General features: G+C 70.3%; 12 protein-coding genes and 1 tRNA gene. 2 read left to right on the forward strand and 11 right to left on the reverse strand.

The window, feature by feature from the left end; translation table 11 throughout:
* Window positions 1-8: 8 nt before the first annotated feature.
* The gene (ilvA, locus tag ACWGJP_RS15020) at window positions 9-1,238 is read right to left on the reverse strand and encodes a threonine ammonia-lyase (RefSeq protein ID WP_452330607.1); all 1,230 of its coding nucleotides are present in this window, start codon (window positions 1,236-1,238) and stop codon (window positions 9-11) included.
* Window positions 1,235-2,431, reverse strand: a complete 1,197-nt coding sequence (locus ACWGJP_RS15025) for an AI-2E family transporter (RefSeq protein ID WP_452330608.1) — start codon at window positions 2,429-2,431, stop codon at window positions 1,235-1,237. The genes ilvA and ACWGJP_RS15025 overlap by 4 nt, the downstream gene beginning before the upstream one ends.
* 51 nt (window positions 2,432-2,482) lie before the next feature.
* On the opposite strand from ACWGJP_RS15025, the gene ACWGJP_RS15030 reads away from it, so the two are divergent.
* On the forward strand, window positions 2,483-3,736 hold the full coding sequence (locus ACWGJP_RS15030; RefSeq protein WP_452330609.1) for a winged helix-turn-helix domain-containing protein: 1,254 nt from the start codon (window positions 2,483-2,485) through the stop codon (window positions 3,734-3,736).
* On the opposite strand, the gene ACWGJP_RS15035 is transcribed toward ACWGJP_RS15030, so the two are convergent.
* The 3 genes from ACWGJP_RS15035 to ACWGJP_RS15045 all read right to left on the reverse strand — a co-directional run bounded on the left by ACWGJP_RS15035 (window position 3,737) and on the right by ACWGJP_RS15045 (window position 6,915).
* Window positions 3,737-4,303, reverse strand: a complete 567-nt coding sequence (locus ACWGJP_RS15035; protein ID WP_452330610.1) for a LemA family protein — start codon at window positions 4,301-4,303, stop codon at window positions 3,737-3,739.
* Between the two features lie 69 nt (window positions 4,304-4,372).
* On the reverse strand, window positions 4,373-5,686 hold the full coding sequence (locus ACWGJP_RS15040) for a D-arabinono-1,4-lactone oxidase (protein WP_452330611.1): 1,314 nt from the start codon (window positions 5,684-5,686) through the stop codon (window positions 4,373-4,375).
* On the reverse strand, window positions 5,683-6,915 hold the full coding sequence (locus ACWGJP_RS15045; protein ID WP_452330612.1) for an alanine racemase: 1,233 nt from the start codon (window positions 6,913-6,915) through the stop codon (window positions 5,683-5,685). The genes ACWGJP_RS15040 and ACWGJP_RS15045 overlap by 4 nt, the downstream gene beginning before the upstream one ends.
* A 55-nt stretch (window positions 6,916-6,970) precedes the next feature.
* Here ACWGJP_RS15045 and ACWGJP_RS15050 point away from each other — a divergent pair.
* A tRNA-Leu gene (locus ACWGJP_RS15050) sits at window positions 6,971-7,046 on the forward strand.
* A gap of 71 nt (window positions 7,047-7,117) precedes the next feature.
* Here the strand turns inward: ACWGJP_RS15050 and ACWGJP_RS15055 are convergent.
* The 6 genes from ACWGJP_RS15055 to ACWGJP_RS15080 form a co-directional block, all read right to left on the reverse strand.
* Entirely contained in the window at window positions 7,118-8,575 is a 1,458-nt protein-coding gene (locus tag ACWGJP_RS15055) for an NAD(P)/FAD-dependent oxidoreductase (protein WP_452330613.1), read from the reverse strand.
* A 35-nt stretch (window positions 8,576-8,610) separates the two neighbouring features.
* Window positions 8,611-9,891 (reverse strand): S8 family serine peptidase, encoded by a 1,281-nt coding sequence (locus tag ACWGJP_RS15060; protein ID WP_452330614.1) that lies wholly within the window; start codon window positions 9,889-9,891, stop codon window positions 8,611-8,613.
* An 11-nt stretch (window positions 9,892-9,902) separates the two neighbouring features.
* Window positions 9,903-10,424 carry a DUF501 domain-containing protein gene (locus ACWGJP_RS15065; RefSeq protein ID WP_452330615.1) on the reverse strand — a complete coding sequence of 174 codons (522 nt, stop codon included), beginning with the start codon at window positions 10,422-10,424 and terminating at the stop codon, window positions 9,903-9,905.
* A gap of 36 nt (window positions 10,425-10,460) precedes the next feature.
* Entirely contained in the window at window positions 10,461-10,931 is a 471-nt protein-coding gene (locus ACWGJP_RS15070) for an FtsB family cell division protein (protein ID WP_452330616.1), read from the reverse strand.
* A 42-nt stretch (window positions 10,932-10,973) separates the two neighbouring features.
* Complete coding sequence (gene eno / locus ACWGJP_RS15075; protein WP_452330617.1) at window positions 10,974-12,254, reverse strand: phosphopyruvate hydratase; 1,281 nt, start codon at window positions 12,252-12,254, stop codon at window positions 10,974-10,976.
* Between the two features lie 92 nt (window positions 12,255-12,346).
* Window positions 12,347-13,276: a sugar-binding transcriptional regulator gene (locus tag ACWGJP_RS15080; RefSeq protein ID WP_452330618.1), complete on the reverse strand. Its 930-nt coding sequence runs from the start codon at window positions 13,274-13,276 to the stop codon at window positions 12,347-12,349.
* Window positions 13,277-13,305 lie beyond the last annotated feature (29 nt).

Here is a 13,305-nt window from a genome sequence, read left to right on the forward strand (position 1 = left end):
CCTCCCGGTCAGTCCGGGACGACGATCGGGTCGTAGCCGGCCGCGCGGAGCGTATCGAGCGTCAGCTCGGTGTGCTCCGCGCCCCGCGTCTCGATGCTGAGCTGCAGGATGACATCGCTGATCTGCAGTCCCTGGCCGTGCCGCGTGTGCAGCACCTCCATGACGTTCGCTCCTGCCTGCGACACGAGCTCCGAGACCCTGGCCAGCTGGCCTGGTCGATCGGGCAGCGGGATGCGGATGGTCAGATAGCGTCCGGAGGCGGCGAGGCCGTGCGCGACGACGCGCTGCAGCAGCAGCGGATCGATGTTCCCACCGGACAGCACGGCCATCGTCACGCCTGTCGGTGAGACCTTGCCCGCCAGGAGCGCGGCGACACCCACCGCGCCGGCGGGTTCCACCACGACCTTCGCCTGCTCGAGGAGCACGAGCAGGGCGCGGGCGATGTCATCGTCCGATACGGTGACGACCTCGTCGACGAGGTCGTGGATGATGTCGAAGGGCACGGCCCCCGGCTCTGCGACGAGGATGCCGTCGGCGATGGTGGGCCTGGTCTCGATCGCGACGGGATGCCCGGCATCGAGCGATGCGACGGTGGACGCCGCGTTCTCCGCCTGGACGCCGATGACGCGGATCGTTCGTCCGGCCTGCGCCGCCTTGGCCTTGGCCGCGGAGGCGACCCCGGCGATGAGACCGCCGCCGCCGATGCCGACGAGGATCGTCTCCACGTCCGGCGCATCGTCCAGGAGCTCGAGCCCGAGGGTGCCCTGGCCGATCACGACGTCGCGGTGGTCGAAGGGGTGGATGAGCACAGCGCCGGTGCGCTCGGCGAACTCCGCCGCCAGGCGCAGGGATGTCGCGACCGTCTCGCCCTCCAGCACCACCTCGGCGCCGTAGCCGCGCGTCGCGAGCAGCTTCGGCACCGGGACCCCGAGCGGCATGAAGATCGTTGCAGAGATCCCCAGCGCCTGCGCCGCCAGCGCCACGCCCTGGGCGTGGTTGCCTGCCGAGGCGGCGACGACGCCGCGTGCCCGCTCTTCGGGGGTGAGCTTGGAGAGCCGGTGGGCGGCGCCGCGGATCTTGAACGATCCGGTGCGCTGCAGGTTCTCCATCTTCAGGAGCACGGGGACGCCGCAGGCATCCGAGAGTGCACGCGAGGGCAGCGCCGGCGTGTGGGAGATCACTCCCGCCAGCCCCCGTGCGGCCTCTTCGAACTCGGCCAGGCTCGGGGCTGCGTTCATGAAATCCTCCGTCTCCGCTCGCGCGGCACTGTACTCCAGATCAGGTCTGCGTCGGGGGGCGTGCCCGCACGCCACGACCCTGTGCTCAGCGTCACCGCCACCACGTTGACGAAGGCGGCCAGCGGGACGGCGAACAACGCGCCGGGGATGCCGGCGATCATCGTGCCGCCCGCGACGACGAGCACGACAGCCAGCGGATGCACCTTCACGGCCGATCCCATCAGGATCGGCTGCAGGACGTGACCCTCCAGCTGCTGGACGCCGAGCACGACGACGAGCATCCACAGCGCGATCCACGGACCGTTGTAGACGAGTGCGAGGAACACCGCGATGGTGCCGGTGACCACGGCTCCGACGATCGGCACGAACGCGCCGAGGAACACCAGGACGGCGACCGGGATGGCCAGCGGGACGCCGAGGAAGAAGGCACCGGCGCCGATGCCGACGGCGTCGATCGTGGCGACGAGGAGCTGGGTCTTCGCGTAGTTGACGACTGTGCTCCAGCCCGTCCGCGCCGAGCGGTCGGCCGCCGTGCGCGCCGCCTTCGGGAAGAGCTTCAGCACCCAGCGCCAGATGCCTGCGCCGTCGGCGAGCAGGCAGATGAGGATGAAGACCGCGAGGACTGCGCCCGTTGCGACATGCCCCAGCGTGGTCCCCACGGCGAGGGCGCCGTTGAACAGCACCTGGGTCTGCTCCTGGATCATCGCCCAGGCGGAGTCGAGGTACTCCTGGATCTGCGTCTCGGAGAGGTGCAGCGGACCGTCGATGAGGTACTGCCGGAACTGCTCTCCCGCGGCGACCGTGCTGTCGCGCACCTCAGGCCATTCCCTGGCCACCTGCCACGACACGAGCCAGAGCAGCCCGCCGACGATCGTGAACGTCCCGATCAGCGCGACGACGATCGCCAACCATCGAGGCACGCGGTGGCGGAGCATCCACTCGAAGGCGGGCCAGAGGAGGGCGGTGACGAGGATGCCCACCAGGAGCGGGATGACGAGGAGCTTCAGCTGGATGACCACCCAGATGATGACACCGGCCGCGGCGGCGATCAACAGCAGCCGCCATGCGTAGCCGGCCGTGACGCGCAGCGCGTACGGGACGGCGTGATCGGTCTCGCCGGCCACGATCCGCTCCGGGGCGGTGAGCCGATCCCAGAACGATTCCCGTCGGCGCGGAGGCTGCGGATCGCTCATCCGCCCAGTCTACGCATCGGCGATGTCGGATGCTGTCGATAGCCTGACGGGATGACGCAGACCCTCAGCGCCGCGCAGGCGAGGCGCATGGCGCTCGCCGCACAGGGCTTCACCCGCCGCCGTCCGCAGGCGGTGACCGCCCGCCACGTCCACCGCGCGATGGAGCGCATGGGCGTGCTGCAGATCGACTCCGTCAACGTCTTCACCCGCTCGCACCATCTCCCCCTCTTCTCACGACTAGGCGCCTACGAACACAGCCTCTTCGAGCGCACGTTCCACGCGCGCACCACTCACTACGTCGAGTACCTCGCCCACGAGGCGACGTTCGTACCGGCCTCCGACTGGGCGCTCTGGCGGTTCAGGATGGACGACTTCCGCCGACGATGGGAACGCGATCCCGATTCCTGGGTCAACGGCAATGCACGCACCCTGTCCTGGGTGCTCGACGAGCTGCGCGCACGCGGCCCTTTACGGCCGGCGGATCTGCGTGATGACGCGCCTCGCGAGCGCGGGACCTGGTGGGATTGGGACGACGTGAAGCTCGCGCTCGAGCACCTCTGGCGGGTCGGAGACGTCGCCATCAGCGGACGCCGCGGATTCGAGCGACGCTACGCGCTGGCAGAGCAGGTCATCTCCCCCGAGGTGCTCGCCCAGGAGATCTCCCGCGACGAGGCGTTCACCGAGCTCGTACGTCGGGCGGCGCAGGCATCCGGGGTCGCGACCGAGGCGGATCTCGCCGACTACTACCGACTGCGGGATCGTCCGGCCATCCGACGCGCGGTCCAGCGGCTCGTCGACGAGGGCGAGCTCGAGCCCGTCGCCGTGCGGGGCTGGGAGCGGGCCGGCGCCCCGCTTCCCGCGTGGCGGCACCGCGGCGCCGTGCTTCCGCGCACGGTCGACGCCGCGGCGCTGCTCACGCCGTTCGATCCCGTGGTGTGGTTCAGGGAAAGGGCTCTGCGGGTGTTCGAGCTCGACTACCGCATCGAGATCTACGTGCCGGCAGCGAAGCGCCGCTACGGCTACTACTCGCTCCCTGTGCTGGTCGGCGACCGCATCGTCGCACGAGTGGATCTCAAGGCGGACCGCGCAGAGTCGACCTTGCGCGTGCAGTCCGCATGGTGGGAGCCTCAGGCGCGCCCCGCCGATGCCGAGGCCGTCGCCGACGAGCTGGCACGGGCTGCGAGCTGGCAGGGGCTCGAGCGGGTCACCGTCTCGCGCTGGGGCGATGCGACGGATGCCGTCTCCTCCGTGCTGCAGGCGGAGCGGCACGATCACCCCTCGGCGACGGCCGTGGTGCCGCGCTGATCAGAACTGGACGCGAGGAGGTTCTGAGATCGTCGAGCTGTCGGCGACCTCGAAGAACTCCCGCTCGCTGAAGCCGAGGCCGCGGGCGAACAGGTTGTTCGGGAACACCTTGATCTTGGTGTTCAGTTCACGCACTCCGCCGTTGTAGAAGCGCCGCGCGGCTTGGATCTTGTCCTCGGTGTCGACGAGGGAGTGCTGCAGCTGCAGGAAGTTCTGGCTGGCCTGGAGCTGCGGGTAGGCCTCGGCGACCGCGAACAGGCTCTTCAGCGCCTGCTGCAGGTGTCCCTCCGCGATGCCCGCGGCACCGGGGCTCGACGCGGAAAGGGTCTCGGCCCGCGCCCTGGTGACGTTCTCGAACACGGCCTTCTCGTGCGCGGCGTATCCCTTGACCGACTCGATGAGGTTCGGGATCAGATCGGCCCGTCGAGCGAGCTGCACGGTGATGCCGCTCCACGCCTCATCCACGCGCACCTTGAGCTGGACGAGGGAGTTGTACGTCGCCCAGAGGTAGATTCCGATGGCGGCGGCGACGCCGACGACGATCAGAACCGGAATGAGCCATTCCATGGAAGGCAACCCCCCTCGAGCCGTGTTTGTCCCATCCTAGCCGCGCAGCCTGCACGTCGACTGGATGGCTCAGGCTCCGAGGACGCGCTCCAGGTAACGGTTCCCGAACACGCGCTCCGGGTCCAGCCGGTCGCGCAGCGCGACGAAGTCGTCGAAGCGCGGATACCTCTGCCGGAACTCGTCCGCGTCCAGGGCGTGCAGCTTTCCCCAGTGCGGGCGTCCGCCGTGTTCGAGCATGATCGCCTCGACCGCGGTGAAATACTCGCGCGGGTCGACACGCCAGTACCGATGCACGGCGATGTAGCCGGTCCGCCTGCCGTGCGCCGTCGACAGCCAGAGGTCATCCGCCGCAGCGAAGCGCACCTCGACGGGGAACTCGATCCGCCAGCCGCGCTGAGCGATGAGCGCACGCAGCGCACGAAAGGCGGGCACGACGTTCTCGGCGGGCAGCGCGTACTCCATCTCGCGGAAGCGGACGGTGCGCCGCTGAGTGAACACGCGGTGGGAGTGGTCGGTGTACGCCCGGTCGCCGGTGACGCGCACGGCGAGTCGGTTGAAGGCGGGGCTGATCGCGGGGATCACGGTGCTCGCGGCGCAGACCGCCCGGTAGACCCCGTTGGACAGCAGCGACTCATCGACCCAGCGCCCGACCGCCGGCAGCGGTTCCCGCCGGGTGGACTCCGGCAGTCTCTCCTGACGCTTGGTCAGCGCCACCTCGGTGTGCGGGAACCAGTAGAACTCGAAATGATCGCTCGCCTCGACCCGATCCGCGAGCGTCGCGAGGACATCCTCCAGCGGCGCCGGCTCATCGATCGCGCGCAGCACGAAGGCGGGCACGCACTGCAGCGTGACCTCCACGAGGACGCCCAAGGCGCCGAGCCCGAGGGCCACGGCCGGCAGGAGCTCGGCGTTCTCCTCCTCGTTCACGCGCAGGAACTCGCCGGCCGCCGTCACGAGCACCGCGCCGACCACCTGCGTCGAGATGCCTCCGAACCGGACTCCGGTGCCGTGGGTGCCGGTGGAGATCGCCCCGGAGATGGACTGCCTGTCGATGTCTCCGAGGTTCTGCATCGCCAGACCGTAGGGGGCGAGCAGACCGGGGATCCGGTGCAGCCTCGTGCCTGCGAGCAGCGTGACCCGCCCCCGGGACGGATCCGCGGAGACGAGGCCCTGCATGTCGTCGAGCTCCAGCAGGACGCCGGGGGCGACCGCGATGCCGGTGAAGCTGTGCCCCGCCCCGATCGCCTTCACCGAGAGGCCCTGCGAGACGGCCGCTGCGACCGCGCGCTGCACGCCCTCCGGGGTCTTCGGGCGCTCCACCCTGATAGGTCGCACCGACGCCGATCGTCCCCAGTTCTGCCAGGTGCCGCCGGGTCGTGTCATAGGAAGGCCTTTCCTTCGCCGCGATAGGTGGGAAGCTCGTCCACGACTCGATCACCGGAGACGAGATGGTAGGAGGCGATCCGCTCCGCCGGCTCCCCGCTCTTGGCGTGCCTGAACCAGACGCGATCGCCCAGCCGCAGCCCGGCCGCGGCCCTGCCCTGCAGCGGCGTCTGCACCTCGCCCGCGGCCTCCCGCGGCAGGGTGCGCAGGCCCCTCGGCCACACGGGCAGCGGCTGCCGGGAGGCCAGAGCAGGGCCGGAGGCGATCCAGCCGCCGCCGAGCACGGTGGCGATATCCGGCGCCGGCCGGCGCACGACGTCGAAGGCGATCGCTGCTGCGGGTGCCGGCGTGAAGGACCGGTAGCCGTCGAAGAGGTGGCCGCCGAGCAATCCGCTGCCCGCGGTCGCCTCGGTGACCGACTCGTCGCTGCCGGTGAACTCGAGCGATCCCGTCCCCCCGCCGTTGAGGAACTCGACCGGCGCGATGCTGCTCAGCGCCGTCGCGATGTCGGCCCGACGGCGAAGGAGGTCCTCCCGCGATCTGGCCTGGGCGAACCGGATGACCGGGGCATCCGGTCCGGCGTTGTCGCCTTGCCCGGCGATCTGGGCCTCGTACATCTGCAGCCCCACGAGACGGAAGCCCTCCCGCCCGACGATGTGCCGCGCGAAGCGCGCGACGTCCGCAGCGCTGAACAGGGGGGATCGACGGACGCCGATGTGGCCGAGGGCGCTCGAGCGCCACGAGGCGTCGGCATCGATGGCGACCCGGATCTCCGCGCGGGCGCCGGGGGCTGCGATGCTGTCGACGAGATCGAGCTGGCTGGGGTCGTCGACCATCAGTGTCACGCGGGTCGCCGCCCGGTCATCGTGCACCAGGCGTTCGAGCGCGATGCGGTCGGCCGTCGGGTAGCCCACCACGACGTCATCGTGGTCCTCGGCGAGCCAGAGCGCCTCGGCGAGGGTGAAGGCCAGGATGCCGCGATAACCGGGAATCCTCAGCACGGCATCCAGAACCGCGCGCACGCGCACGGACTTCGAGGCCACGCGGATCGGGATCCCCCCGGCGCGCACCAGGAGGTCCATGGCGTTGTGCCGAAGCGCGTCGAGATCGATGACGGCGACCGGGGCCGGCAGGTGCGCCGTCGCCTCGCTCAGACGCGGCCACCACCGCGCAGCATCCTCCCAGCCGCGAGCGGGGGGATTCGACGGGTCCGCGATCAGATCGAGCACTCCCCCACCCTACGACCTCGCCGACCGCATCCGTGCGGATAGGCTACGACTGCGCGCCCCCGTAGCCCAACGGCAGAGGCAGGCGACTTAAACTCGCTTCAGTGTCGGTTCGAATCCGACCGGGGGTACCAGCCATCGGGCTCCACCGCCGCAGACGACGAATGCCCCGTCGCGCAGGCGGACGGGGCATTCGCACGAAGGATTACTTGGCTGCGACCTCTGCGGTCTCGGAGGCCTTCTCGGCCGCCTTCTTCGCCGCGGGCTTGCGCACCGGAGCCTTCTTGACCGGAGCCTTCTCCTCCGCCTTCGCGGGGGCGGCCGCCGGGGCGTCCGCTGCCGGACGCGGACGCGAGGCGAACTCCTCGAAGAACGCGCGCGGCTGCTGGACCTTCTCGAGGTTCACGATGTCGCGGTCGAGCCACAGGTTGTTCCACCAGCCCCACAGCACGCGGAACTTGCGCTCCCACGAAGGCATCGCGAGACCGTGGTAGCCGCGGTGCGCGACCCAGGCGAAGAAGCCCTTGATCGCGAGGTTGCCCGACTGGAACACGCCGGTGCCGAGGCCGAGGCCGGCGACGGCTCCGAGGTTCTTGTGGATGTAGTCCACCGGCGCCTCCCCGCGGAGCGAGGCGACGAGGTTCTTGGCGAGGCGCTTGGCCTGGCGGACCGCGTGCTGCGCGTTGGGCACGCAGAAGCCGCCGACGCCGCCTCCGGTGAGGTCGGGCACGGCCGAGACGTCACCGGCGGTCCACGCGTCAGGCACGACGACGCCGTCGGCGTCCACGACCTGCAGGGTCGCCTTCGCACGGATGCGTCCGCGCTCCTCGACGGGCAGGTCACCCGCACGGACGACGCCCGGGTTCGCCATGACGCCGGCGGTCCAGACGATGATGTCGGTCGGGATGACCTCGCCGGTGGACAGCTCGACGTTGCCGTCGACGGCACCGGTCACCTGGGTGTCCAGGTGCACGCTGGCTCCGCGCTTGGCGAGGTCCTTGAGCACCCACTCGCTCGTCTTCAGCGAGACCTCGGGCATGATGCGGCCCATCGCCTCGATGAGGTGGAAGTGCGTCTCGTCGAAGGAGAGCTGCGGGTAGCGCTTGAGCAGGGCGGAGGCGAACGAGCGCAGCTCCGCGAAGGTCTCGATGCCGGCGAATCCGCCACCGACGACGACGACCGTGAGCAGGCGCTCGCGCTCGGGGCCGGCCGGAAGGGCTGCGGCCTTGTCGAAGTTCGACAGGAGCTTGTCGCGCACCCAGACGGCCTCTTCGATCGACTTCATGCCGATCGCGTTGTCCGCGATGCCGGGGATCGGGAACGTGCGCGAGACCGAACCGGCGGTGACGACGATCTGGTCGTAGGCGAACTCATAGGGCTCGCCCTGCGCGGGGGTGATCGTGGCGACCTTGTTCGCGTGGTCGATGTTCGTGACCTTCGCGGCGATGACGTTCGTGCGCTTCAGGTGGCGACGGGTCGCGACGACCGCGTGGCGCGGCTCGATGGATCCGGCGGCGACCTCGGGCAGGAACGGCAGGTAGGTCATGTAGGGAAGCGGGTCGACCATGGTGACCTCGGCTTCGCCCTTGCGGAGGTGCTTCTCGAGCTTCCACGCCGTGTAGAAACCCGCGTAGCCACCACCGACGATCAGAATCTTGGGCACAGTGCTGTTCTCAGGCACAGAGGGACAACTCCTTGTCAGGGTGCAGGCGTGCGTTGCGCGCGCGCTGAACGGATGCGCCGGGCAGCTGCGGTGACGCCTAGCACCACCAGAATACCAGGGACGGTGAGCACGATGAGCGGGAGGGTACCGTAGCGCAGTGAATCGGCGCTGGGAAGCAGGGGCGAACCCGCCTCGCTCGGCGGATCGGCCGCCGGCAGCGGAGACACTTCGACCGGGCCGACCGTGGGCACCGGCGCCGGTTCGGAATCGGCGCGGCGGTACACCCTGATCCACTCCGCGAGGTCCTTCGCGGGGTCGTCGTCGACGGCGGCGACGTCGGCGGTGACCGCCGCGTTCGCGTCGACGAGCCCGTACCCGTAGATCGCGTCTGGCACCCGCGCCGCTCCCGGAGCGGGCATGGCGGTCGCGAGGATGCGGTTGATGACGTTGCCCGCATCGAGATCCGGATGCGCCGACCGGACCAGCGCCGCGACACCGGCCACGATCGGCGCGGCGCCGCTCGTGCCGCTCCAGTCGGCGAGGGTGCCGTCCGCCGAGACGCCGCGGAGCCCCTCGCTCGGCGCCGAGACGCCGATCGTGATGCCCTGCGTGGATGCCTCGATGCTCGCCTCGCCGTGCTGGTCCACTCCCCCGACGGTGAGCACGCCGGGGATCGTCGCCGGCGCGCCGACGATGCTCGTGCCGCTGCCGCGGTTGCCCGCCGCGACGACCACGACGACGTCGTGCTCGAAGGCGTACAGGAAGGCCTCGTCCCAGCTCTGATCCCAGTCGAGGGTGTTCGTCGTGAAGGACAGGTTGATGATGTCGGCGCCGTTGTCGACCGCCCAGCGCATGGCATCCGCGATCTGCTCCGTGAACGGTACGGATGCTGCGGCGCCGAAGTTCACGGAGATGGAGAGCAGATCGGCCTCCGGAGCGACGCCGATCATGCCGGTGCCGTCGGCGGCCCCCCTGGCCGCGGCGAGGGACGCGACCCAGGTGCCGTGATCGATGTCGATCGTGCCGACCGGCGTCCGCCCGTCCGAGGCGCCCGTGCCGGAGACGTCCGTGCCGCCCACGACCGCGTCGCCGAAGGCGGCGGGGACGTTGGCGATACCCGTGTCGATGACGGCGATGGTGACGCCGTCGCCGCGGGTCTCCTGCCATGCCTGGCGGATGTTCGCGCCGTCCAGCCAGTACTCCGCCGCCCTGATCGGATCGGCCAGGTCGTCGGGGACAGGGCCGGGCGTCGGCGTCGCCCCGGTGAGCAGCACGGACGCCGCCAGCGCCGCGGAGGCGACGCTCAGGCGAAGCATCCGGCTCCCGATCATGCGACCGCCGCGCCGGGGGTCTCGCAGCTGCAGCGCTCGGGCGACCAGCTCGAGCGCGCGAGCGCCGCATCCCCGATCGGGTTGACGCCGGGTCCGGCGGCGAGCGCATGACCGGCAAGGGCGTGCAGGCACTTGACGCGGTGCGGCATGCCTCCGGCGGAGATGCCGTCGATCTCGGCGACCTCGCCGTACTGCGCGCGGTCGGCGAGGTAGGCGTGATGGGCGGAGAGGTAGGCGGCGGCGATCTCCTCGTCGTCTTCGAGGAGGGCGGCGAGCTCCGGCATCACCTGCGTCGCCTCCAGCGTCGACATGGCGGCCGTCGCCGCCGGATGCGTGAGGTAGTAGAACGTGGGGAACGGCGTCCCGTCGGGGAGCCGAGGCGCGGTCGACACCACCGTGGGGTTGCCGCACACGCAGCGGGCGGCGATGCCGACGACCCCGCGCACGGGTCGGCCGAGCTGGGCGGTCAGCACGGCGATCTCGGCGTCGGTGGGCGGGGCGAAGGGAGGCGTCGTCACCTCACCAGCGTACGGGAGCGGATGCTGGGAGAGCCGTCACTGGCCTGCGACGGCGTTCTGCGCAAGACCGGCACCGGTCACGCTGCGCAGGAGCTGAGCCATCCAATCGGCGTCGCCCTCCTCGAGCTCGGCGCTGACCGGACCCTGCTCCTGCGGGACCTGGGTCTCGTCGAGATCGTCATCGATGAGGTAGACGACCTCGCCTGGCTTGACGTAGTAGAGCCGCTCGCGGGCCTGGGTCACGATGTACGCGGGATCCTCCCAGCGCTCCTGCTCGCGCTCGAGGGCGGCGATCTCGTCCTCGGAGACCTGCACGGCCTCCTGCAGCGCCGCGATCTTCTGGCGCTGGTCGATGTACGTGCCGAGGGTGGGGACGAGCACCCACGCTCCGAGCACGACGAGCGAGAGCATGATCGCGGAGAACGCCGAGAGCCGGATGCCGGCTGCCCACTCGCGCACATCGACGGTCCGCGGGGACGAGGAAGGGGGAGCCGGACGTCTCGCCATGGCTCCCCCTTCGTCGTGTTTCAGCTCGTGCGCGCTCGCAGGTCAGGCCTGGAAGCGCGGGAAGGCCGAGCGACCGGCGAAGACTGCCGCGTCGCCGAGCTCCTCCTCGATGCGCAGAAGCTGATTGTACTTCGCGACGCGCTCGGAGCGAGCGGGCGCACCGGTCTTGATCTGACCCGCGTTGGTCGCGACAGCGAGGTCCGCGATCGTGGTGTCCTCGGTCTCGCCGGAGCGGTGCGACCACATCGAGCGGTAGCCGTTGCTCGTGGCGAGGTTCACGGCGTCGAGCGTCTCGGACAGCGAGCCGATCTGGTTGAACTTCACCAGCAGCGCGTTGGCGACGCCGCGGTCGATGCCCTGCTGCAGACGCGTCGGGTTCGTGACGAACAGGTCGTCGCCGACGAGCTGCACCTTGGATCCGATGGCGTCGGTGAGGTTCTTCCACGCCTCCCAGTCGTCCTCGGCGAGGGCGTCCTCGATCGTGACGACGGGGAACGAGTCGACGAGGTCCGCGTAGAAGGCGATGAGGTCGTCTGCGCTCTGCGCCTTGCCGTCGAGCGTGTAGACGCCGTCCTTGAAGAACTCGGTGGCGGCGACGTCGAGGCCGACGGCCACGTCGGAGCCCGGCGTGAAGCCGGCCTTCTCGATGGCCTTGATGAGGAACTCCAGGCCTTCGCGGTTGCTGGGCAGGTCGGGGGCGAAGCCGCCCTCGTCGCCGAGGCCCGTCGCGAAGCCTGCCGCCTTCAGCTCGCCGCGCAGGACGTGGTAGACCTCGGTGCCCCAGCGCAGGGACTCGGAGAAGGTCTCGGCGCCGATCGGCGCGAGGAAGAACTCCTGGAAGTCGATGCCGTTGTCGGCGTGCTCGCCGCCGTTGATGACGTTGAACAGCGGGACGGGGAGCACGTGCGCGTTCGGGCCGCCGATGTAGCGGAACAGCGGCAGGTCTGCGCTGTCGGCCGCGGCCTTGGCGACCGCGAGGCTGACGCCGAGGATCGCGTTGGCGCCGGTGCGCTGCTTGTTCTCGGTGCCGTCCGTCTCGATGAGGATCTGGTCGATGACGCGCTGCTCGCTCGCGTCCACGCCCTCGATGGCGGGGCCGAGCTCGTCGATGACCGCCTCGACGGCCTTCAGCACACCCTTGCCCCCGTACCGGCTCTTGTCGCCGTCGCGGAGCTCGTACGCCTCGAATGCGCCGGTGGATGCGCCGGAGGGGACGGCGGCGCGCTGCACGATGCCGTCATCGAGGAGCACCTCCACCTCGACGGTCGGGTTGCCGCGCGAGTCGAGAATCTCGCGTGCGCCTACAGCCTCGATCAGTGCCACGAATGTGCTCCTTGCTCAGGGAAAGGTGGTGATGGAGCGTCGTCGATCCGTCGCCAGTCTAGCCCGCGTAACGCGACCGTTACACGGTGGCGTCATCCGTCCAGAGCCGCGAGCGCCGACGGCGCGTCGGTCACGATGACATCCGCGAGTCCGGACCGGAGCACGGCTGCCACCGCGCGCCGTTTGCCTTCTCCCCCGCCGATGGCGATGCGGAGCCCGACGCGGCCCAACTGCACCGGCGTCATCCCCACGAACCGGTCCTCCAGACCTTCCACGGCGCGGCCGTCGATGTCCAGGAGCGAGGTCCCGAACTCGGCGACGGCTCCTCGCGCCATGAGGGCGTCCCGTTCACCGGTCTCCGCGAGGCGACGAGCCAGCAACGATGCGTCCGGCCAGCCGCCGATGGTGAGGAACGCGGTGCAGACGTGATCGAACCGGCCGATCGTCTGCCGGATCGATGGATGCTCCAGGACCGAACGCGCCGCCGGGTCGACGAGCAACGGCACGGCCAGCGGGAAAACGGCACCCCTGGACGCGCGCCCGATGTTCGCGACGACCTCCAGGCCGTCCTCGAGCCTCGGCCACCCCACTCCCGTCAGCTGGACGGCGTCCGCGCTCGGCAGGCCAGGGACCTCCCGCGAGGCGAGCACGAGCGTGCGGCCGGGAGCGAATCCGACGACGTCGTCCTCCCCGACCGTGTCCGCGATGAGGCGCGCGGTCACCGATGCGATCCTCTGACGCACTCCGCCCTCGCGTCCGGGGACGGCACCGACGACCAGAGCAGCACGCACACCGTACTCCCGCACCAGACGCGCCGAGAGCTCGAGGTCCAGCGCGGCGGGCAGCACCGGCCTGACCTCGATGAGGCCCATCTCTCGCGCACGACGAACCATGCGCGCCGTGGCGAACCGCGATCGGCCGATCTCCTCGGCGATATCGCCGATGGCGCGGCCGCGCGCGAGGTGCTGCACAGCGACGTAGGCGTGCATCACCTGCGCGTCCAGGGCGAGCTTCCTGTTCATCCGGGCTCCGGTTCAGATGGGTCTTGCGT

The organism is Microbacterium sp. NPDC055903, from assembly GCF_053615555.1.